This window comes from Enterobacter sichuanensis (assembly GCF_009036245.1).
GTDB lineage: Bacteria > Pseudomonadota > Gammaproteobacteria > Enterobacterales > Enterobacteriaceae > Enterobacter > Enterobacter sichuanensis.
The window spans coordinates 1,802,970-1,824,242 of the sequence record NZ_CP027986.1 but is presented as its reverse complement, the minus strand read 5'-3'; the positions used below and the strand labels follow the sequence as shown (position 1 = coordinate 1,824,242).

The window sequence follows — 21,273 nt, the reverse complement described above, 5'->3', positions numbered from 1 at the left end:
GGAGGGTTTACAGGCTGGCTTTATGTGCCTGCCAGCGCTCGTTCAGGTCTTCAAGCCGGGCGTTGACCGTCTTCCAGCGCGCCGAATCCATCAGCTCCTGACGGCTAAATGAACCTTTATGATACAATTGTGTAACACGCTCTGCATTGATCGGCGACAGGTTATCCAGCACGCTAACCGCACCTTTACGATTATTGCAGACCAGGATCATATCGCAACCTGCATCCAGCGAGGCCTGACCGCGCTCAGCATAGCTGCCCATGATCGCCGCCCCTTCCATCGATAAATCGTCAGAGAAGATCACGCCATTGAAGCCCAGCTCCTGGCGCAAAACGGTTTTCAGCCAGTGCGGAGAGCCGCTGGCAGGACGCGGATCTACGTCGCTGTAAATCACGTGCGCCGGCATGATGGCGTCCAGCTTGTTATCGGTGATAAGCGAGCGGAACACCGACATGTCTTTGGCGCGAATTTTCGCTTCCGGGCGCGGATCGCGCGGGGTCTCTTTGTGGGAATCCGCCGTTACCGCCCCGTGGCCCGGGAAGTGTTTCCCGGTGGTTTTCATCCCTGCAGCGTGCATGCCGTCGATGAAGCGGGTTGCCATTGCCAGCGCAACACGCGGATCTTCATGGTATGAACGCTCGCCAATGGCGGCGCTGATATGCCCCACGTCCAGTACCGGGGCAAAACTGATGTCGATATCCATGGCAATCATCTCGCTGGCCATCAGCCAGCCGGCCTCCTGCGCCAGTTTCCCGCCCTCTTCCGTACCGAGCAGTGCGGCAAAAGACTGGGCCGCCGGCAGACGGGTAAACCCTTCGCGAAAACGCTGCACGCGTCCGCCTTCCTGATCCACGGCCACCACCAGATGGTTGCGCGATGCGGCGCGGATCTGACGCACCAGCTCACGCAACTGTGCCGGATCGTGATAGTTGCGGGTAAACAGGATCAGGCCCCCCACCAGCGGATGCGCCAGAATTTCACGCTCCTCCGCATCCAGCTCAAACCCTTCTACATCCAACATGACTGGACCCACATCCACCTCTCTTATCCTTTAGTTTGTAACTGACGCCAGGCATCGTCTGCCAGCGCAATAAAATGTTTATCTCTGGACTGCTGGTAGCGCATTTCAAACCAGCCGGCCATTAATATGACGACCCAGGGTCGCCAGCGTCTGACCTGACGCTTCAGCGCGTCGACGTCAATCTGTGCCAACCTTGCGTAGTCCCTGATGAGCGCCTGCCGCGCGGCGTCGCTTTCCGTCCAGACCGCCGCCAGCTCCAGCGCCACATCGCCATCTCCGGCATATTCCCAGTCGATCAGCCGGATCCCCGCCGGTGTATGCACAATATTTCCGGGATGAACATCCATGTGCAACGGCGAGAGCCGAATCGGCTGTGGCTCGCCCGTTTTGCGCAGCCGTTTGAGCTGTGCCAGCCACGCCGGGCTGCGTCTCTCCGGCAGGGCTTGCTGCCAGTAATGTTCGAGCAAGGGAAATAACGTGATTCGCCATCCCAGACGGGGTTGCCGGTGCAAATGATACAGCATAGCCGCAAGCTGCGGCGTGTCCGGCAGCGCGCTTTTAACCTCGCCTTCCAGATACTCAACGGCCATCCATCCCTGTCTGAAAAAACGGGGGGCAGGTACCAGATCTGACGGAAGACGTCTCAGGGCACGAAACTGACGACGAAAATGGGAGGCAGGCGCGAAAGGATCGTGATTTTGCCGCAGGACCAGGCGTTGATCACCCTGCGCAATAATGCAACTCGCGCCGCCAAGCCCGGAGTGGGCCTGCGGCGCGATAAGGCGATACTGCGGAAAATAGCGTGTCAGGATCTCGTCACGCGTGCTGTCATTGTTGCGTAACCGCACCTTTACCTGACCAGATGATTTCGCCTGTCTGAACCAGCATCAGCTGCATCTGCAGGGCTGGCGTGTTCACGTTGCCGGTGGCGTTAGAGTACAGCACATACTGTGCGCCCACGTTACGGGCAATACCGATCGCCTTGCTACGTGTGCCGAGGCTGTCCTGTGGCGACAGGCCAAGCTGCTGTTTGGCTACCGCGAGCTGCTGGGCGGAGACCAGCGTAAACTTACCGTTGTTTGCCAGCGCATTGCGCAGGGTTTCTGTCGCTTCGCCCGCGTTCAGAGAACCGTTGGTACGGTTGTTCACGCTATCAACCAACAACACGCTACCTGCGGTCACACCCTGTGCCTGCAGCATTTTGCCCACCATCGGCTGCATTGCCCCGTTCCAGTCGTAATGGCGCACGCGCGGCGTGGGCTGCGACGTCTGGTCAGGATGTTCAATTGGCCCCGGCTGCGCCGGAATAGACGGTACAGACGGCACAGTTGGCTGCGGCTGCGTTGGCTGCGTTGGCTGTTCCGTGCCCGGTTTAGCCTCTTCCACAGGCGCCGGCTGTTCAGTACGGGTCACACACCCTGCCAGGAACAGGGCAAAAGCGGTCACGAGCGCATAACGGCTCACATTTTTAATCAAGGTTCACCCCTCAGAGATAAAGATAAAGTCTCACTTTATGCGCACCCAGATAGTTGGCGCTGCCATAGAGCGTTACCGACGACCTTGCCGGAAGGGTAACGCTGCGCGCCGCCTCCAGCGGGTGCATTTCAAGACCTCTTGCGTCATACCAGAAAAAACGGTAGTGAACCGTTACTGGTTCATGTCTTTCATTAAAGAGCGTAGAGGAGGCAGACGAGTTGATTTCACTGATGGTCAGCGCGGGTTGTTGCGCGGTAATGCCTGCAGCAAGCACAGAGGATTCCATCACCAGCGTCTGCTCATCATTCACGGGGATCGCCGGGCGTGAACTGCACCCCACGATCGTCATCGTCATTATCAGCGCTGCAATACGCCCTTTAAACATGTCAAAGACCTTTGTGTGCCAGCATCGGCCCCAGAGGACGTCCACCCAGCAGATGCATATGAATATGATAAACTTCCTGGCCGCCATGACGGTTGCAGTTCATGATCAGACGATAACCGTCTTCAGCAATGCCTTCCTGTTCAGCGATTTTCGCGGCCACCGTCAGCATACGACCTAACGCCACTTCATGCTCGGTTTTTACGTCGTTTACGGTCGGAATCAGAATATTAGGAATGATAAGGATGTGCGTCGGTGCCTGAGGGGAAATGTCCCGGAAAGCCGTCACCAGTTCATCCTGATAGACGATATCCGACGGAATTTCGCGACGGATAATTTTACTGAAAATCGTTTCTTCAGCCATGACCTTTTCCTTTTTTGTTTAATCTGGCGCGAGCAATCGCTGTTAACACACGCTCTGATTGAGTGCGTGACACAATTCAAGAGTATGAGCGAGTTTCTCCTGTCCTTTCAACCTCCTCCCCCGATTTCTTTCCTGAATGTTCATCAGCTGAACGAAGAGTGACCGTTAAAGCGCGCGGGTGCGTTTTTTTAAGACAGAAATAAAAAAGGCAGCCATTCGGCTGCCTTAGTCTCCCCAGGTCACAACTTAGCTGTTGCGGATGTACTCATCCATTTCGGTTTTCAGGTTATCGGATTTGGTACCGAAGATTGCCTGTACACCGGAACCTGCAACAACCACACCGGCTGCGCCCAGTTTTTTCAGACCCGGCTGGTCTACTTTCGCGACGTCGGCCACGCTCACACGCAGACGAGTGATGCACGCGTCCAGGTTAGTGATGTTTTCTTTACCGCCGAACGCGGCAACCAGTGCTGGTGCCATTTCGCTGGTTGCACCCGCTTTGCTGTCTTCTGTCGCATCTTCACGGCCTGGGGTTTTCAGGTCCAGTGCTTTGATCAGCACGCGGAAGATGGTGTAGTACACAACGGCGTAGCACGCACCCACGATTGGGAACAGCCACAGTTTGCTGCTGTTACCGGACAGAACGATGAAGTCGATCAGACCGTGAGAGAAGGACGTACCGTCACGCATACCCAGCAGAATACAGATTGGGAATGCCAGACCTGCCAGAATCGCGTGAATCACGTACAGGATCGGCGCAACGAACATGAAGGAGAACTCGATCGGCTCGGTGATACCGGTCAGGAACGAGGTCAGCGCTGCGGAGATCATGATACCGCCCACTTTTGCACGGTTCTCTGGTTTAGCAGAGTGCCAGATAGCAATTGCCGCTGCTGGCAGACCGTACATTTTGAACAGGAAGCCACCAGACAGTTTACCTGCAGTTGGGTCGCCCGCCATGTAACGTGGGATATCACCGTGGAATACCTGGCCTGCGGCATTGGTGAATTCACCAATCTGCATCTGGAATGGAACGTTCCAGATGTGGTGCAGACCGAATGGCACCAGGCAACGCTCGATGAAGCCGTAGATACCAAACGCCACAACCGGGTTCTGGTAAGCAGCCCACTGAGAGAAGGTCTGGATAGCGGAACCGATTGGTGGCCAGATGAAGGACAGGATCACGCCAGTGAAAATCGCTGCCAGACCAGAAATGATCGGAACGAAACGCTTGCCCGCGAAGAAGCCCAGATACTCAGGCAGCTTGATGCGATAGAAGCGGTTAAACATATACGCTGCAATCGCACCGGAGATGATACCGCCCAGAACACCGGTGTCCGCCAGGTGTTTCGCGGCAATCTCTTCTGCCGGTAAATGCAGAACCAGCGGCGCAACCACAGCCATGGTTTTCACCATGATGCCGTAAGCCACCACTGCAGCCAGCGCAGATACGCCGTCGTTATTGGTGAAGCCCAGAGCCACACCAATCGCGAAGATCAGTGGCATGTTAGCAAAGACAGAACCGCCTGCTTCGGCCATCACGTGGGAAACTACGGCTGGCAGCCAGCTGAAGTTAGCAGAACCGACACCCAGCAGGATACCTGCGATAGGCAGTACGGATACTGGCAGCATCAGCGATTTACCGACCTTTTGCAGGTTAGCAAATGCATTCTTAAACATAATTGAGAGTGCTCCTGAGTATTTGTGCTTTTTTTACGCTTTCACGCATTGGCCCGGGGGGAGTACCGTGCCGTGGACAGGACATCTAAGCGCCCTTTATTTATTACACAGAGTAAAATAATTCCCTCTGAGTTTGTTTGACGGCTATCACGTTTCAGCTTAAGGCGGTCGAAAAACTTTCAGTTATTTACAAAAAGCATGTCCGGATGTGTCTAAAAACACCCTCACCGCCCCAAATGAGGCGGTGAACTTTACTCGTTTTATTTATTAATTACGAGCCTAAAAAAAACAGGTGTATCAGACAGATTGCAGGCGGGCGGGGTCGATATGGAACAGCGTAGAGAAGTTTTCCGTGGTGACGCGAGCCAGCTCTTCAATACTGACACCTTTAAGCACGGCCATGTACTCCGCAACATCTCTCGTCATCGCCGGTTGGTTCTCTTTACCGCGATGCGGTACCGGTGCCAGATAAGGAGAGTCTGTTTCCACCAGAATGCGATCGAGCGGAACATAACGCGCAGCATCACGAAGTTGCTCAGCGTTACGGAACGTGACGATCCCGGAAAACGAAATATAAAACCCTAAATCAAGCAGTTTACCCGCCGTTTCTCTGTCTTCTGTGAAACAGTGTAGTACGCCCCCGCAATCCGTCACGTTTTCTTCCCGCAGGATCGCCAGCGTATCGGCACGCGCATCGCGGGTATGCACGATAACCGGCTTGTTAAGCTCGCGGCCGATGCGGATATGATGGCGGAAAGACTCCTGCTGGCGCGGTTTCGTTTCCGGCGTGTAAAAATAGTCCAGCCCGGTCTCACCCATCGCCACCACGCCCTCTTCTGCGGCCAGTCGGCGCAGGTCCTCGACGTCATACGCCTCATCCTGATTCAGCGGGTGAACGCCGCAGGAAAACACCACGTTATCGCGAACGCCTACCAGCTCGCGCATCGTGCGATAACCCGGCAGCGTCGTCGCCACCGCAAGGCAAAATTTCACATCGCGGGCCGCGGCTTTCGCCAGTACGTCATCCACGTTTTTATGCAGGGATTGATAATCCAGGCCATCAAGATGGCAGTGTGAGTCGACTAAAAACATAATGTCTCTCTCAGAGATGGGAAACAGGCGGTGTGACGCCGGGTTGCAGGTAATGTTCAATGCGCAGTAACTGGTCGGTCAGTAAAAGCTCGCGATTAAGACCCGTAACGGTTAAAAGCTGTTCACGACTCTGGCAAATGTCATGGAGCATCACGTGAAGAACCGCACCTGAGAGGCGGTTCGCCAGCGTATTCACCAGTGTCCATGCATCCGGATTGGTCAGCAGCGTTGCCCCTTGCTGGATTTTTAGCGCATCCAGCAGTAAGGCGGCCAGCCAGTGCAGACGCTCGGCGGCCTGGTCGCTGTTGAGCAACGGCAATACGCTTAGCCAGTCACCACTGTGAAGCGAAGACTCGACGGTCCGGCAGAGCGCTTCTCGCTGTGACCAGACGTCCGGCTGCAATAAGGCCAGTGCCGCCGCCGGGGCTCCGCTGCTCAGGCGCAAGGCGGACAGCGCACTTTCAGGTGACGTTGTCACCTCTCGCTCCAGCCAGCTCAGCGCCCATGATTCCTGAGGCACCGCGAGGTGATGAAGACGGCAGCGGCTGCGCAACGTCGCCAGCAATCGTCCCGGATCGCGGCACGAGAGGAAAAACCATGTTTTTTCCGGCGGCTCTTCAAGGGTCTTAAGCAGGGCATTAGCCGCCGCCTCGGTCAGTTGGGTGGCGTCTTTAAGCCAGACGACTTTAGCGCCACCCAGACGCGCGTGTTCGTACAATTTTTCACTGACTTCACGCACGGCATCAATACCCAGTGCGCTCTTGCCCTTCTCTGGCTCAAGCGTGTAGTAGTCAGGATGTGTGCCCGCCTGCATCAGCTGACATCCACGGCACTTGCCGCAGCTTTTGTGCCCTTCCGGCTGCTGACACATCAGAAAACGGGTGATGGCATAAATTAGCGCCTCATCCCCCATCCCTGGCAATGCCTGAATCAGTAACGCATGATGCCCCCGCCCCGCCTGATAGCTGCCGATCAGCTGTTCAAAGTGCGGACGCAACCATGGATACCATTTCATGCCTGTTGCTCCTGTACCCACTGTGTAACGGTCTGCTGAATATCGCGCGTGACGTCATCCAGCGACTGCGTCGCATCGATGGTACGAATAGCGCTGTCCTGTGCCGCCAGCTCAAGATAGCGTGCACGAGTGCGGTTAAAGAAATCAAAGGACTCTTGTTCAATGCGGTCCAGCTCGCCGCGCGCGCGTGCGCGTTTGAGCCCCACTTCCGGCGTAACGTCCAGATAGAGGGTCAGGTCGGGGCGAAAATCACCCAATACGGCATTACGCAGTGTTGCCAGCATTGTCTGGTCAATACCGCGTCCCCCGCCCTGATACGCCTGAGTAGACAGATCGTGACGATCGCCAATAACCCACTTGCCCTCGGCCAGCGCGGGCTTAATCACCGTCTCAACCAGCTGTACACGCGCCGCGTAGAACATCAGCACTTCCGCTTTGTCAGTGATAACTTCGTCGCCAACGGATTTAATGTCCAGTACCAGGCTGCGCAGCTTCTCGGCCAGCAGCGTACCACCCGGTTCACGGGTAAATACCATGTCCGTCACGCCAAGCGCCTTGAGCGTATCCACCACCACGTTGCGGGCGGTAGTTTTACCTGCCCCTTCGAGTCCCTCAATGACAATGTATTTACTGCGCATTTTTTTCCTTAAGTGCCTTCAGATAGTCCTGAACGGAACGATTATGGCTGGCAAGGTTGGTGTTAAAGGTGTGCCCCCCTTTTCCATCCGCCACAAAATAGAGATACGGTGTTTTAGCCGGGTGCGCGGCTGCCCTGAGCGACGCCTCGCTCGGCGTGGCAATCGGGCCAGGCGGTAAACCACTAATCACATACGTATTATACGCCGTGGGTGTCTCGAGATCTTTTCTGGAAATTTTGCCGGTATAACTCTCACCCATGCCGTAGATAACAGTAGGGTCGGTTTGCAGACGCATGCCGATACGCAGACGGTTGATAAAGACAGACGCCACCCGATCCCGCTCAGCAGCGACGGCCGTCTCCTTTTCAATGATTGACGCCATCGTTACAAACTGGTTCCGATCGTTGTAAGGCAGCCCTTCCATTCGCCCTTCCCAGGCGGCATCGACCGCTGCGACCATTTTTTTATGCGCCCGCTTCAGAATCGCCACGTCGGTTGTACCGGCGGTGTACATCCAGGTGTCTGGCCAGAACCAGCCTTCCACCCATTCCGGATGGTCTAATTTCAGCGCCTCGGCCACCGTCTGATAGCGATCGTCTTTTAACGTGTGATTGATATACGGCGCGTCGCGCAGTTGTTTGAGGTAATCGCTCAGGCGCATCCCCTCCACAAATCGCAGGGGGAACTGCGCTTCTTTGCCGCTTTCCAGCAGCTGCATCATCTCCCTGACGGTCATTCCCGGCGTGAAGCGATAGGTACCGGCTTTGAAATGAGACAGGCCAGGCTCCACGCGCAATAGCCACTGGAAAACGCGCGGACGATTGATAATCTTGTCGCTATAGAGCTGTTCCCCAAGCGCCTGGCGGCCCGTCCCCGCTTTCAGGGTGAAGATTGTCTCATCTTTAATCAGGATTTTACTGTTCGCCAGCTGGCGAACTTTCCATACGCCTGCTCCGCCAGCGACACCCAGCGCAACGATCAGGAGAAGGACAAAGCGCAACATTTTTTTCATGACTATCTGGTTTGCTCACATATCGGGGCTAAAAACTGAAACAGCTCGCGCGAGGCCCAGCGGTGTTGGCCATATGCACGGACCGGTACAACAGGCATCAGCGCATTACATATGATGACTTCATCTGCGGTCTGTAGCGCCGCTTCGCCTGCGCTCACTTCGACAACGCGAAAGCCGGAGTGTGCCAGCTGCTGCAAACAAAACTGACGCATAATACCGTTCACCCCCGCCTGTTCCAGTGACGGCGTGAAAACATCATTCCCCTGCCGCCAGAATAAATTAGCCGCACAGCATTCCGTAATGACGCCTTCGCTGTCAAGAACCAGCGCCTCATCGGCGTCCGTCTGCTCAAGATGAGTACGAATCAACACCTGCTCCAGGCGATTGAGATGCTTAATGCCGGCGAGAATGGCGTTTCGTCCCAGCCGTAGGGGACTCAACGTCAGGGTGACGCCCTCTTCTCGCCAGCGAGCGTAATGCACGGGATAAGCAGACGTGGAGAGGATACGCGTTGGGTTAAGGCAGGACGCGGCACTGTACCCCCGGCCACCACTGCCACGGCTGATAATAACTTTAAGTACGCCGCTCTGCTTCCCGGATGCCAGCTGGCACATTTCCTGACGCAATGTATCCCACTGTGTAAAGGGGATCAGTAACGCCTCGCAGGCCGTTTGCAGACGACGAAGGTGGGCATCAAGCAGACATACGTCACCATCGGCAATGCGCGCCGTGGTAAAGCAACCATCACCAAATTGCGTCGCCCTGTCGCTGGCAGGCAGCGTGTCCTGCTCAAGGCCATTGATTAAAAACATGGTGGCTCCTTATGCGTGGGCGTTTAGTCTGGCAGGATGTTATGCAGCCGACAAGAAGATTAGCCTTAATAAAAAAGGTCCGGCAAGCGGACCTTTTTTAGGGCTATCGAGAGTCTGGATCAGATCTTTTTGAAGATCAGAGAACCATTCGTACCGCCGAAGCCAAAGGAGTTACACAGGGTGTACTCCATACCACTAACCTGGCGCGCTTCATGAGGAACGAAGTCCAGGTCGCAACCTTCATCCGGGTTATCCAGGTTGATGGTTGGCGGAACAGCCTGATCGCGCAGCGCAAGGATAGAGTAGATAGATTCTACTGCACCCGCCGCACCCAACAGGTGACCGGTCATGGATTTGGTGGAACTCACCAGTACGCGGCTGGCAGACTCGCCGAAGATAGACTTAACCGCCTGCGCTTCTGCTTTATCACCTGCTGGTGTTGACGTCCCGTGCGCGTTAACGTAGCCGATCTGGGCTGGAGTGATACCCGCATCGCGGATTGCGTTTTCCATCGCCAGCGCAGCACCCGCGCCGTTCTCCGGAGGAGACGTCATATGGTAAGCGTCGCTACTCATACCAAAGCCAACGACTTCAGCATAAATTTTCGCACCACGTTTTTTCGCGTGTTCGTACTCTTCCAGCACGAGCATACCTGCACCGTCGCCCAGCACGAAACCGTCACGGTCTTTATCCCACGGACGGCTTGCCGCCTGAGGATTATCGTTGCGGGTAGACAGCGCACGCGCGGCACCGAAGCCACCCACGCCGAGCGGGGTACTGGCTTTTTCAGCGCCGCCCGCCACCATAGCATCTGCATCGCCGTACGCAATAATGCGCGCGGCCTGGCCGATGTTATGCACGCCAGACGTACATGCGGTCGCAATAGAGATGCTTGGCCCACGCAGGCCGAACATGATGGTCAGGTGACCCGCCACCATATTAACAATCGTGGACGGAACGAAGAACGGGCTGATTTTACGCGGTCCGCCATTCATCAGAGATGTATGGTTTTCCTCAATCAGGCCAAGACCGCCAATCCCGGAGCCGATAGCGGCGCCGATACGGGTTGCGTTCTCTTCCGTAATCTCAAGGCCAGAATCCTGCATGGCCTGAACGCCAGCGACAATTCCATATTGAATGAAGGCATCCATCTTGCGCTGTTCTTTGCGCGAGATGATCTCTTCACAGTTAAAATCCTTTACTAAGCCAGCAAATTTCGTTGCATAGGCGCTAGTATCGAAATGGTCGATTAGGCTGATGCCGCTCTGACCGGCAAGGAGAGCTTTCCAGGTGGACTCTACGGTATTGCCGACAGGAGACAACATGCCAAGTCCGGTCACAACTACACGACGCTTAGACACGTTTGTCCTCCAGGGAGGGATAAAAAAAGAGATTCGTGGGACTAAAAAAGATAAAACTCAGGCGGTCGAATGACCGCCTGGAGATGTTCACTTACGCCTGGTGACCGTTGATGTAATCAATGGCAGCCTGAACGGTGGTGATCTTCTCAGCTTCTTCGTCCGGAATCTCAGTATCAAACTCTTCTTCCAGAGCCATTACCAGCTCAACGGTGTCAAGAGAATCTGCGCCCAGGTCTTCAACGAAGGAAGCGGAGTTCACAACTTCTTCCTGCTTAACGCCCAGCTGTTCGCCGATAATTTTCTTAACGCGTTCTTCGATAGTGCTCATACTCTTAAATTTCCTATCAAAACTCGCTTTCGCGATGGTTTTCGTAGTGTATAAAATGTTGAAAAATTTGCAACTAAATCCCGGCAGTTCGTACCACGATTTTACGTTATTTTGAGGCCTTTTACCCAAATAACGCAAATTTTTTTATCGTGGTTAAACCATATACATCCCGCCGTTGACGTGGAGGGTCTCACCAGTGATGTAACCCGCTTCGTCAGAGGCTAAAAATGCAACCGCACTGGCAATTTCTTTCGGGTCGCCTAAGCGGCCCGCAGGAACAGCTGCCAGCGTACCCGCACGCTGCTCATCAGTCAGCGCACGCGTCATGTCCGTTTCAATAAAGCCCGGAGCAACAACGTTTACAGTAATACCGCGGGACGCGACTTCACGCGCCAGCGACTTACTGAAACCAATCAGACCTGCTTTCGCCGCAGCGTAGTTAGCCTGACCAGCATTTCCCATGGTACCAACCACAGAACCGACAGTGATAATACGACCATGACGCTTCTTCATCATAGCGCGCATTACCGCTTTTGACAGACGGAATACAGATGACAGGTTGGTTTCGATGATATCGTTCCACTCGTCGTCTTTCATTCGCATTAACAGGTTATCACGGGTGATCCCGGCATTGTTTACCAGAATATCCACTTCGCCAAACTCTGCGCGAATATTTTCCAGAACAGATTCGATAGATGCAGGCTCGGTCACATTCAGTACCAGACCTTTACCGTTCGCACCCAGATATTCGCTGATACTCTTCGCACCATTCTCGCTGGTTGCTGTACCAATCACCTTCGCGCCGCGCGCAACCAGTGTTTCAGCAATCGCACGCCCGATACCGCGGCTAGCCCCAGTCACCAGGGCGATTTTTCCTTCAAAACTCATGGTATTCCTCTTTTATTGCGAGAGTGCCGCTGACATCGCTTCCGGCTCGTTAATCGCCGAGGCAGTCAGGGTGTCAACAATACGTTTAGTCAGACCGGTGAGGACTTTCCCTGGGCCAACTTCATACAGATGCTCAACGCCCTCCGCGGCCATAAACTCAACGGTTTTGGTCCACTGTACCGGGCTGTAGAGCTGGCGAACCAGCGCGTCACGGATAGCTTCCGGCGAAGTTTCGCATTTCACGTCGACGTTGTTCACAACGGAAATCGTCGGTGCGTTAAACGTAATTTTTTCCAGCTCGACCGCCAGTTTTTCGGCAGCAGGTTTCATCAGCGCACAGTGTGACGGCACGCTAACAGGCAGCGGCAGCGCACGTTTGGCACCCGCCGCTTTACAGGCCGCACCAGCACGTTCAACCGCTTCTTTATGACCGGCGATAACGACCTGGCCCGGCGAGTTGAAGTTAACCGGAGAAACCACCTGGCCTTCAGCGGATTCTTCGCACGCTTTTGCAATCGCGGCATCATCCAGGCCGATGATGGCAGACATACCGCCCGTGCCTTCTGGCACCGCTTCCTGCATGAATTTACCGCGCAGTTCCACCAGACGTACCGCGTCAGCAAACGCGATCACACCGGCACAGACCAGCGCAGAGTATTCACCCAGGCTATGGCCCGCGAGCAGCGCTGGCGCTTTACCGCCCTGCTGCTGCCAGACACGCCACAACGCAACGGACGCGGTCAGCAGTGCTGGCTGGGTCTGCCAGGTTTTGTTCAGTTCTTCGGCCGGCCCCTGCTGGGTCAGCGCCCACAAATCATAACCCAGTGCATCGGAAGCTTCACGGAAAGTCTCTTCAATTACCGGATAGTTTGCTGCCATTTCAGACAACATCCCAACAGTTTGAGAGCCCTGCCCCGGGAACACAAAAGCAAATTGCGTCATTTTTTATTCCTTATCCTAGAAACGAACCAGCGCGGAACCCCAGGTGAACCCGCCACCGAAGGCTTCAAGCAAGACCAGCTGGCCCCGTTTGATTCGCCCGTCGCGTACCGCTTCATCAAATGCGCACGGTACTGACGCCGCAGAGGTGTTGCCGTGGCGATCCAGCGTCACCACGACGTTATCCATCGACATGCCCAGCTTTTTCGCGGTCGCGCTGATGATACGCAGGTTCGCCTGGTGCGGCACCAGCCAGTCGAGTGCAGTGCGTTCCAGGTTATTGGCTTCCAGCGTCTCATCAACAATGTGCGCAAGCTCAGTCACCGCCACCTTGAACACCTCATTACCTGCCATGGTCAGGTAAATGGCATTGTCTGGATTAACGCGATCGGCGTTAGGCAGTGTCAGCAGCTCACCGTAGCTTCCGTCGGCATGCAGATGCGTGGAGATAATGCCCGGCTCTTCGGACTGGCCCAGCAGCACCGCACCTGCACCATCACCAAAAATAATGATCGTTCCGCGATCGGTCGGATCGCAGGTACGCGCCAGCACGTCAGCACCGATCACCAGCGCATATTTGACGGCACCGGACTTAACATACTGATCGGCAACGCTCAGTGCATAGGTGAAACCTGCACACGCGGCAGCGACGTCAAACGCCGGACAGCCCTTAATGCCGAGCATATTTTGCACCTGGCACGCCGCGCTTGGGAAAGCGTGTGTGGCAGACGTCGTGGCGACCACGATCAAACCAATCTGTTCTTTATCAATGCCCGCCATCTCGATAGCACGCTGTGCGGCTTCGTAACCCATGGTCGACACGGTTTCGTCTGGCGCGGCAATACGGCGTTCACGGATACCTGTGCGCGTGACAATCCACTCGTCAGACGTATCTACCATTTTTTCCAGATCGGCGTTGGTACGCACTTGTTTTGGCAGGTAGCTGCCGGTACCTAAAATCTTCGTATACATGTACGCTCAGTCACTTTTAGCTAATACAGATTCCAGGCGAGCGGCAATCCGCTGAGGGACTTGTCGCTGCACCGCCTGCACTGCCTGTTCAATCGCGACAGCAAATGCTCGCTGATTGGCGGCGCCATGACTCTTAATCACGATGCCGCGCAATCCTAACAGACAGGCGCCATTATACTGGTCGGGGTTGAGGTGACTGAATCGCCGCGTCAGGCTTTTTTGTAACCAACGCTTTAATAAAATCAACCACCAGGCGCTTTTTTTGCCTTCTCCCTGCGATTTCAGCAGAGAAAGAAACATACGCACCACCCCTTCCATGGTCTTCAACGTGACGTTTCCGGTGAAACCATCGCACACCAGAACATCCGTTTTACCCGTCAACAACTCATTGGCTTCGAGATAACCAATATAGTTGATGGAGGGAACCTGTTTGAGCAATTCAGCCGCATCGCGAATGCTGTCCAGGCCTTTGGTCTCTTCTTCACCAATGTTCAGTAACGCAACACGGGGAGTATTAATCCCGACCACTTCTTCTGCCAGCACCGATCCCATCACGGCAAACTGAGCCAGCATTGTACTATCACAGTCGACGTTAGCGCCCAGGTCGAGCACCACCGTCTTACCCTTCTGTTGATGCGGTAACACCGTCACCAGCGCCGGGCGCTCAATGCCCTCAATAGGCTTGAGCAATAATTTCGACAGCCCCATCAGCGCGCCGGTGTTCCCCGCACTGACGCAGGCCTGAGCGCGCCCTTCTTTCACCAGCTCCAGCGCGATGCGCATAGAACTGCCACGGCTATTACGAATAGCCTGAGAGGGCCGGGCATCACTGGCAATAACTGACTGCGCAGGAATAATCTGCAGACGCGAACGTTGTTCAAAGTCAGCTTTTGCAAGTAATGGCGTGATTGTGTCGGGATTACCGACTAAAAGAAGAGTGAGTTGCGAATTAGAATTCAGTGCCTGCAATGCTGCAGGCACTGTCACGGAAGGGCCGAAATCTCCCCCCATGACATCTAACGCCAGGGTTAGACGTGTCAAGGTATCGTCGCAGCCTGGTTCGGTAAGTTCCCCGTTTGCACGGGGAGCTCCTCACTAAGCCTAATCACGCTGACGCGTGATTACTTAGTGATAACCTTGCGGCCGCGGTAGAAACCGTCAGCGGTGATGTGGTGACGCAGGTGTTTCTCACCAGAAGTCTTGTCAACAGACAGGCTGGTAACTGCAGTCAGCGCGTCATGGGAACGACGCATGCCACGTTTGGAACGGGTTGGTTTATTCTGTTGTACGGCCATGGACCTTACTCCTTAATTACTTACGCTTTAAGCTGGCTAATACGGCAAATGGGTTTGGTTTTTGCGCTTCATCAGGCAGTTCCCCAAAGACCATGTCCGCCTCGGACACTTCACAGTGTTCAGAATCATGCACCGGAACCACTGGCAAGGAGAGGATGATTTCATCTTCAACCAGAGCCAGAAGATCGATTTCACCGAATTCGTTAACCTCAATCGGCTCATACGCTTCCGGGAGTGCTTCAGCCTGTTCGTCAGAACGAACCGGACTGAAACAATACGTTGTGTGAACATGCTGTACAAACGGTTTCCCGCAACGCTGGCACTCGAGCGTTACCGTCACCTTTGCATCACCGGTTAAAACGGCGAGACGCTGGTTGTCGATAGCGAACGACATGGAGCATTCTACATCACTGTCCACACTGACTACGGATTCGGCAATACGCTCAGCCTGATCGGAAGTATAAATACCTTCGTAATCGAGGCGTTTTTGAGCCGTACGAACCGGATCAAGAGTCAGGGGTAATTTTACCTTTTGCATAGGGCGCGCATATTAACTTTGTAACGTCATAGAGTCAAAGAAAAAGGCAACCTGGGCTGCCTTTTGCCAATTATTCGCACACATTGCGGCCTGTAGTTTAAAATGGCTGGCATCGATACGCTATATCTGGTGATAAAAATATGCCAAATCTCGTTCTTGCGTCCACCTCTCCCTACCGCCGAATGTTGCTGGAAAAGCTCGGGATCCCGTTTGAATGTGCCGCGCCAGAGGTTGATGAGACGCCGCAACCGGGTGAGTCACCGCGTCATCTGGTGACGCGTCTGGCGAAAGAGAAAGCGCAATCGCTGGCCGCACGTTACCCTTCGCATTTGATTATAGGCTCCGATCAGGTTTGTGTGCTGGACGGCGCAATTACCGGCAAGCCGCACACCGAGGAGAAAGCCTGTCAGCAATTACTGCAGGCGCGCGGCAATATCGTCACTTTTTATACGGGCCTGGCGCTCTATAACTCCGCCTCTGGCCACCTGCAAACAGAATGCGAGCCCTTCGACGTTCATTTCCGCCACCTCAGTGAGCAAGAAATTGAGGATTATGTGCGACGGGAGCGCCCGCTCAACTGTGCGGGTAGCTTTAAAAGTGAAGGATTGGGGATTGCGCTGTTTGACAAGCTGGAGGGCCGGGATCCCAACACGCTGGTGGGATTGCCCCTGATTGCGTTGTGTCAGATGTTAAGGCGAGAAGCGTGTAATCCGTTGACGATGTGACCGGATCGTTGCGGCCTGATGCCCTCACCCCGGCCCTCTCCCACAGGGAGAGGGAGGAAGGCAAACTTAGCCACGCAGCACTTTCAGACAGCGTTTTAACTGCTCATCCAGCGGCGCTTCAATACGGATGATTTCACCCGTATGAGGATGGGTAAACTTCAGCGCTGCCGCATGCAGGAACAGACGCGACAGCCCCGTGCCTGCCAGTTGCTTATCAAATTCGCGATCGCCATAGCGGTCATCAAACGCAATAGGATGGCCTGCAAACTGTGTATGCACGCGGATCTGGTGGGTACGTCCGGTCACCGGGCTGCAGCGCACCAGCGTGGCAAACTCATAGCGCTCTTCCACCTTAAAACGCGTCTCAGAAGGTTTGCCTTCCTGGCTCACGCGGACAATACGTTCGCCGCTTTGCAGAATGTTCTTCAGCAGCGGCGCCTGCACCACTTTCACATGGGACTGCCACTGACCGCGCACCAGCGCCAGATAGTCTTTCTGCATGCCCTTTTCACGCAGCTGCTCATGCAACGCGCGCAGCGCTGACCGCTTCTTCGCCACCAGCAGTACGCCGGAGGTGTCACGGTCAAGTCGGTGAACCAGTTCAAGGAAACGCGCTTCCGGACGCAGGGCACGCAGCCCTTCAATCACGCCGAAGCTCAAACCGCTCCCGCCATGCACCGCCGTTCCGGACGGCTTATTGAGCACCAGAATGTGGTCATCTTCGTAGAGGATCACATCACTCAGGGCCGCCACTTTCTGCAGCTTCGGCGACACAACCTCTTCTTCGCGTTCAGCAACGCGCACCGGTGGAATGCGCACTTCGTCACCGGCTTCGAGCTTGTACTCAGGCTTGACGCGCTTTTTGTTAACCCGCACCTCGCCCTTGCGCAGGATGCGGTAAATCATACTCTTTGGCACGCCTTTCAGCTGAGTGCGCAAAAAGTTATCGATACGTTGCCCCGCTTCGTCTTCGGCGATGGCAACCATTTTTACGGCTGGAGTCTCTGTTTTCATGGTGGGCGATTCTAAATATCGTCAGCCATTAGCGCCACTCATTTTTCTATGCTTATATTTACTTTTATCCGGCCTGCCCCCTGTTTCGCGCAATCGGTTTGGTGGTTATTAAACCAATCACCACCTTGAAGTGAAGAAACTGTGAGTAACCGGGTGATAATTGGTAAAAGTCATCTTGCTATAACCCGGCTAGCAGTGGAATAATGAAGCCGTTTTCCGCGTTAAATCCGGGTTTTGTAAGGATCTCGACGGAATGACCAATTTTGTCTGACCGATCATCCACGCAGCAATGGCGTAAGACGTATTGATCTTTCAGGCAGTTAGCGGGCTGCGGGTTGCAGTACTTCCCGGTATAAGGATTGTTCTCTGGAGAGTTCTACCCAGGCAATTCCCCTGATAATTGCGCTGTGTTTCCGTATGAAACACAGGCAACCGACACTCTGCGCCTCTTAAGCGAGCGACAACCGTGAGGTTGGCGACGTGAATAGACACGAGGCCATCGGTTCATACCCCGGAAAGCGTCACCTTGCCCGCAGCTTTGTCGTCAATGTAAGAATAACGAGTAAGTTACGATGAAAAGAATGTTAATCAACGCAACTCAGCAAGAAGAGTTGCGTGTCGCCCTTGTGGATGGGCAGCGCCTGTACGATCTGGATATCGAAAGTCCTGGACACGAACAGAAAAAAGCGAACATTTACAAAGGTAAAATCACCCGCATTGAACCAAGCCTTGAAGCTGCATTTGTCGATTACGGTGCTGAGCGTCATGGTTTCCTCCCTCTGAAAGAAATCGCCCGCGAATATTTCCCTGCAAACTACAACGCCCATGGCCGCCCAAACATCAAAGATGTTCTGCGTGAAGGTCAGGAAGTTATCGTTCAGATTGATAAAGAAGAGCGTGGCAACAAAGGTGCCGCACTGACCACCTTTATCAGCCTGGCGGGGAGCTATCTGGTTCTGATGCCTAACAACCCGCGTGCGGGTGGCATCTCTCGCCGTATCGAAGGTGATGACCGTACCGAGCTGAAAGAAGCGCTGGCAAGCCTGGAACTGCCTGATGGCATGGGGCTTATCGTGCGTACCGCAGGCGTAGGTAAATCTGCCGAAGCGCTGCAGTGGGACCTGAGCTTCCGTCTGAAGCACTGGGAAGCTATCCAGAAAGCAGCGGAAAGCCGCCCTGCTCCGTTCCTGATCCACCAGGAAAGCAACGTCATCGTGCGTGCCTTCCGCGATTACCTGCGTCAGGATATCGGTGAGATTCTGATCGATAACCCGAAAGTCCTTGAGCTGGCTCGCCAGCACATCGCCGCACTGGGCCGTCCGGATTTCACCAGCAAAATCAAACTGTACACCGGTGAAATCCCGCTGTTCAGCCACTATCAGATCGAATCCCAGATTGAGTCCGCCTTCCAGCGTGAAGTGCGTCTGCCATCCGGCGGTTCTATCGTTATCGATACCACTGAAGCGCTGACCGCTATCGACATTAACTCCGCGCGTGCGACGCGTGGTGGCGACATCGAAGAGACAGCCTTCAACACTAACCTTGAAGCCGCTGATGAAATCGCCCGCCAGCTCCGCCTGCGCGACCTGGGTGGTCTGATTGTCATCGACTTCATCGACATGACCCCTGTTCGCCACCAGCGCGCGGTAGAAAACCGTCTGCGCGAAGCGGTTCGTCAGGATCGTGCGCGTATCCAGATTAGCCATATTTCTCGCTTCGGCCTGCTGGAGATGTCCCGTCAGCGCCTGAGCCCGTCGCTGGGTGAGTCCAGCCATCACGTTTGTCCGCGCTGCTCCGGCACCGGTACCGTGCGTGATAACGAATCTCTGTCCCTCTCTATCCTGCGTCTGATTGAAGAAGAAGCGCTGAAAGAGAATACCAAAGAGGTTCACGCCATTGTTCCTGTGCCAATTGCCTCCTACCTGCTGAACGAAAAACGTGCCGCGGTCAGTGCCATTGAAGCGCGTCAGGGTGGCGTTCGCTGCATCATCGTGCCAAACGATCAGATGGAAACCCCGCACTATCACGTGCTGCGCGTCCGTAAAGGCGAAGAGACAACGACCCTCAGCTACCTGCTGCCGAAGCTGCATGAAGAAGAGATGGCTCTGCCTTCCGATGAAGAGCCGGCCGAGCGCAAACTGCCAGAGCAGCCTGCGTTAGCCACCTTTATTATGCCTGAAGCTCCGCCAGAAACGGCGCTGGAAAAACCGACAGCGAAAGCCGGAACGCAGAAACCAGAAGCCGCAGCGGCGAAAGCCCAGCCTGCTCAGCCTGGCCTGCTGAGCCGCTTCTTCGGTGCGCTGAAGAAAATGTTTGCCGGCGAGGAAGTTCAGCCAGAGCAGCCGAAAGAAGAGCCGAAAGCCGCTAAACCTGAGCGTCAGCAGGACCGCCGCAAGCGTCAGAACAACCGCCGCGATCGTAATGACCGCAGCGACCGTAACGACCGTAGCGAACGTCGTGACAACCGCGCTGAGAATAACGAAGGCCGTGAGCAACGCGAAGACAACCGTCGTAACCGTCGCGAGAAACAACAGCAGAACGTTGACGATCGTGAAATTCGCCAGCAGGCGGGCGATGAGTCTGAGAAGAGCAAACAGCGTGACGACCAGCAGCCACGCCGTGAACGTAACCGTCGTCGTAACGACGAGAAGCGTCAGGCGCAGCAGGAAGTCAAAAACCTGAACCGCGAAGAGCCTGTTGAACAGCAGGACGGCGAGCAGGAAGAACGCACTCAGGTAATGCCGCGTCGTAAGCAGCGCCAGCTTACCCAGAAAGTGCGTTTCGCTTCCGAAGCCACCGAAGCGCCAGCAATCGCTGCGGAAACAAACGAGAGCGCAGCCGGTACGCAGCTGGCAAAAGTTGACCTGCCAGCGGTCGTGGACAACAACGTAGAGCAGGATGAAAACGGTGAAAACCGTGATAACGCCGGCATGCCACGTCGTTCGCGTCGTTCCCCACGTCATCTGCGCGTCAGCGGTCAGCGCCGTCGTCGCTATCGTGACGAGCGTTACCCGACCCAGTCGCCAATGCCGCTGACTATTGCCTGTGCTTCGCCAGAAATGGCCTCCGGTAAGGTCTGGATCCGCTACCCGGTTGCTCGTCCGGAGCAGGTTGTTGAAGAACAGCCGGTAACCGAAGAGGTGATTGCACCTGTCGCTGTCGCTGAAGAAATGGTGGCTGAAGCCGCTACCGTGGTGGAACCGCAGGCTGTTGAAGCTGAAGCGCCGCAGGCGGTAGAAGTGGAAACCACGCATCCTGAAGTGATTGCCGCGCCGGTTGATGCCGCACCACAGCTGATTGCTGAAGAAGACACCGCCGTGGCTGAAAGCGTTGTGGAAGAAGCACAGCCTGCCGCCGCGGTTGAAGAAGCCGCAGAGGTTGTGGTCGAAACCGTCACTGAAGAAGTGGTTCAGGACGTAGAGATTGCCGTGGAACCTGTTCGTGAAGCCGAAGAAGCGAAAGCGCCTGAGGTGAAACCAGAGCCGGTTGTTTCTGCACCAGCCGCTGCCCACGTGGCGACAGCACCGATGACGCGCGCGCCAGCGCCGGAATACGTGCCTGAAGCCCCGCGTCACAGTGACTGGGTACGCCCGGCATTTAACTTCGACGGTAAAGGCGCTGCAGGTGGCCACAGTGCAACGCACCAGGCGACCGCCCCGGCAACGCGTCCACAGTCTGTCGAATAACGACGCTGAACGTAAAAAGCCGACCTCCGGGTCGG

The 21,273-nt window shown here is 55.2% G+C and carries 22 protein-coding genes; 2 read left to right on the top strand and 20 right to left on the bottom strand.

Translation table 11 applies throughout. The features are described 5' to 3' along the window. Positions 1 to 7: 7 nt before the first annotated feature. The 19 genes from nagZ to yceD all read right to left on the bottom strand — a co-directional run bounded on the left by nagZ (position 8) and on the right by yceD (position 15,813). Positions 8 to 1,033 carry a beta-N-acetylhexosaminidase gene (nagZ, locus tag C1N69_RS08680; protein ID WP_155031913.1) on the bottom strand — a complete coding sequence of 342 codons (1,026 nt, stop codon included), beginning with the start codon at positions 1,031 to 1,033 and terminating at the stop codon, positions 8 to 10. An 11-nt stretch (positions 1,034 to 1,044) separates the two neighbouring features. Continuing rightward, positions 1,045 to 1,869: a thiamine kinase gene (gene thiK, locus C1N69_RS08675; RefSeq protein ID WP_155031001.1), complete on the bottom strand. Its 825-nt coding sequence runs from the start codon at positions 1,867 to 1,869 to the stop codon at positions 1,045 to 1,047. After that, a complete protein-coding gene (gene lpoB / locus C1N69_RS08670; protein ID WP_025758146.1) occupies positions 1,850 to 2,497 on the bottom strand; it encodes a penicillin-binding protein activator LpoB in 648 nt (215 codons plus the stop codon). The genes thiK and lpoB overlap by 20 nt, the downstream gene beginning before the upstream one ends. Before the next feature lie 10 nt (positions 2,498 to 2,507). Next, positions 2,508 to 2,882: a YcfL family putative periplasmic lipoprotein gene (locus tag C1N69_RS08665; protein WP_025758145.1), complete on the bottom strand. Its 375-nt coding sequence runs from the start codon at positions 2,880 to 2,882 to the stop codon at positions 2,508 to 2,510. A 1-nt stretch (position 2,883) separates the two neighbouring features. Next, positions 2,884 to 3,243 (bottom strand): purine nucleoside phosphoramidase, encoded by a 360-nt coding sequence (gene hinT, locus C1N69_RS08660; RefSeq protein WP_006809243.1) that lies wholly within the window; start codon positions 3,241 to 3,243, stop codon positions 2,884 to 2,886. Positions 3,244 to 3,489: 246 nt separating this feature from the next. Beyond that, the gene (ptsG, locus tag C1N69_RS08655) at positions 3,490 to 4,923 is read right to left on the bottom strand and encodes a PTS glucose transporter subunit IIBC (RefSeq protein WP_014831454.1); all 1,434 of its coding nucleotides are present in this window, start codon (positions 4,921 to 4,923) and stop codon (positions 3,490 to 3,492) included. A gap of 297 nt (positions 4,924 to 5,220) precedes the next feature. Next, on the bottom strand, positions 5,221 to 6,015 hold the full coding sequence (locus C1N69_RS08650) for a metal-dependent hydrolase (protein WP_045284990.1): 795 nt from the start codon (positions 6,013 to 6,015) through the stop codon (positions 5,221 to 5,223). A gap of 10 nt (positions 6,016 to 6,025) precedes the next feature. After that, positions 6,026 to 7,030: a DNA polymerase III subunit delta' gene (gene holB / locus C1N69_RS08645; protein ID WP_155031000.1), complete on the bottom strand. Its 1,005-nt coding sequence runs from the start codon at positions 7,028 to 7,030 to the stop codon at positions 6,026 to 6,028. Continuing rightward, positions 7,027 to 7,668: a dTMP kinase gene (tmk, locus tag C1N69_RS08640; RefSeq protein ID WP_045284992.1), complete on the bottom strand. Its 642-nt coding sequence runs from the start codon at positions 7,666 to 7,668 to the stop codon at positions 7,027 to 7,029. Before tmk ends, holB begins: the two co-directional genes overlap by 4 nt. Next, positions 7,658 to 8,680, bottom strand: a complete 1,023-nt coding sequence (gene yceG / locus C1N69_RS08635) for a cell division protein YceG (protein WP_155030999.1) — start codon at positions 8,678 to 8,680, stop codon at positions 7,658 to 7,660. The genes tmk and yceG overlap by 11 nt, the downstream gene beginning before the upstream one ends. Positions 8,681 to 8,682: 2 nt before the next feature. After that, positions 8,683 to 9,492: an aminodeoxychorismate lyase gene (gene pabC, locus C1N69_RS08630; RefSeq protein WP_155030998.1), complete on the bottom strand. Its 810-nt coding sequence runs from the start codon at positions 9,490 to 9,492 to the stop codon at positions 8,683 to 8,685. Between the two features lie 119 nt (positions 9,493 to 9,611). Further along, complete coding sequence (fabF, locus tag C1N69_RS08625; protein ID WP_052685737.1) at positions 9,612 to 10,853, bottom strand: beta-ketoacyl-ACP synthase II; 1,242 nt, start codon at positions 10,851 to 10,853, stop codon at positions 9,612 to 9,614. A 91-nt stretch (positions 10,854 to 10,944) separates the two neighbouring features. After that, on the bottom strand, positions 10,945 to 11,181 hold the full coding sequence (gene acpP / locus C1N69_RS08620; protein WP_003857954.1) for an acyl carrier protein: 237 nt from the start codon (positions 11,179 to 11,181) through the stop codon (positions 10,945 to 10,947). A 153-nt stretch (positions 11,182 to 11,334) separates the two neighbouring features. After that, a complete protein-coding gene (gene fabG, locus C1N69_RS08615) occupies positions 11,335 to 12,069 on the bottom strand; it encodes a 3-oxoacyl-ACP reductase FabG (RefSeq protein WP_025758135.1) in 735 nt (244 codons plus the stop codon). A gap of 12 nt (positions 12,070 to 12,081) precedes the next feature. Further along, positions 12,082 to 13,011 carry an ACP S-malonyltransferase gene (fabD, locus tag C1N69_RS08610; protein ID WP_025758134.1) on the bottom strand — a complete coding sequence of 310 codons (930 nt, stop codon included), beginning with the start codon at positions 13,009 to 13,011 and terminating at the stop codon, positions 12,082 to 12,084. 15 nt (positions 13,012 to 13,026) lie between these two features. Beyond that, positions 13,027 to 13,980: a beta-ketoacyl-ACP synthase III gene (locus tag C1N69_RS08605; RefSeq protein WP_025758133.1), complete on the bottom strand. Its 954-nt coding sequence runs from the start codon at positions 13,978 to 13,980 to the stop codon at positions 13,027 to 13,029. 6 nt (positions 13,981 to 13,986) lie between these two features. Then, the gene (gene plsX / locus C1N69_RS08600) at positions 13,987 to 15,021 is read right to left on the bottom strand and encodes a phosphate acyltransferase PlsX (RefSeq protein WP_025758132.1); all 1,035 of its coding nucleotides are present in this window, start codon (positions 15,019 to 15,021) and stop codon (positions 13,987 to 13,989) included. A gap of 80 nt (positions 15,022 to 15,101) precedes the next feature. Continuing rightward, entirely contained in the window at positions 15,102 to 15,275 is a 174-nt protein-coding gene (gene rpmF, locus C1N69_RS08595; RefSeq protein ID WP_003857964.1) for a 50S ribosomal protein L32, read from the bottom strand. Positions 15,276 to 15,291: 16 nt separating this feature from the next. Further along, positions 15,292 to 15,813 carry a 23S rRNA accumulation protein YceD gene (gene yceD, locus C1N69_RS08590; protein WP_021240759.1) on the bottom strand — a complete coding sequence of 174 codons (522 nt, stop codon included), beginning with the start codon at positions 15,811 to 15,813 and terminating at the stop codon, positions 15,292 to 15,294. A gap of 140 nt (positions 15,814 to 15,953) precedes the next feature. Between yceD and C1N69_RS08585 the strand changes: the two genes are divergently transcribed. Continuing rightward, positions 15,954 to 16,538, top strand: a complete 585-nt coding sequence (locus tag C1N69_RS08585; RefSeq protein ID WP_045284996.1) for a Maf family protein — start codon at positions 15,954 to 15,956, stop codon at positions 16,536 to 16,538. A 66-nt stretch (positions 16,539 to 16,604) separates the two neighbouring features. Here C1N69_RS08585 and rluC read toward each other — a convergent pair whose 3' ends face one another. After that, positions 16,605 to 17,552, bottom strand: a complete 948-nt coding sequence (gene rluC, locus C1N69_RS08580) for a 23S rRNA pseudouridine(955/2504/2580) synthase RluC (protein ID WP_045284997.1) — start codon at positions 17,550 to 17,552, stop codon at positions 16,605 to 16,607. Between the two features lie 572 nt (positions 17,553 to 18,124). On the opposite strand from rluC, the gene rne reads away from it, so the two are divergent. Beyond that, positions 18,125 to 21,238, top strand: a complete 3,114-nt coding sequence (rne, locus tag C1N69_RS08575; protein ID WP_155030997.1) for a ribonuclease E — start codon at positions 18,125 to 18,127, stop codon at positions 21,236 to 21,238. Positions 21,239 to 21,273: the final 35 nt, after the last annotated feature.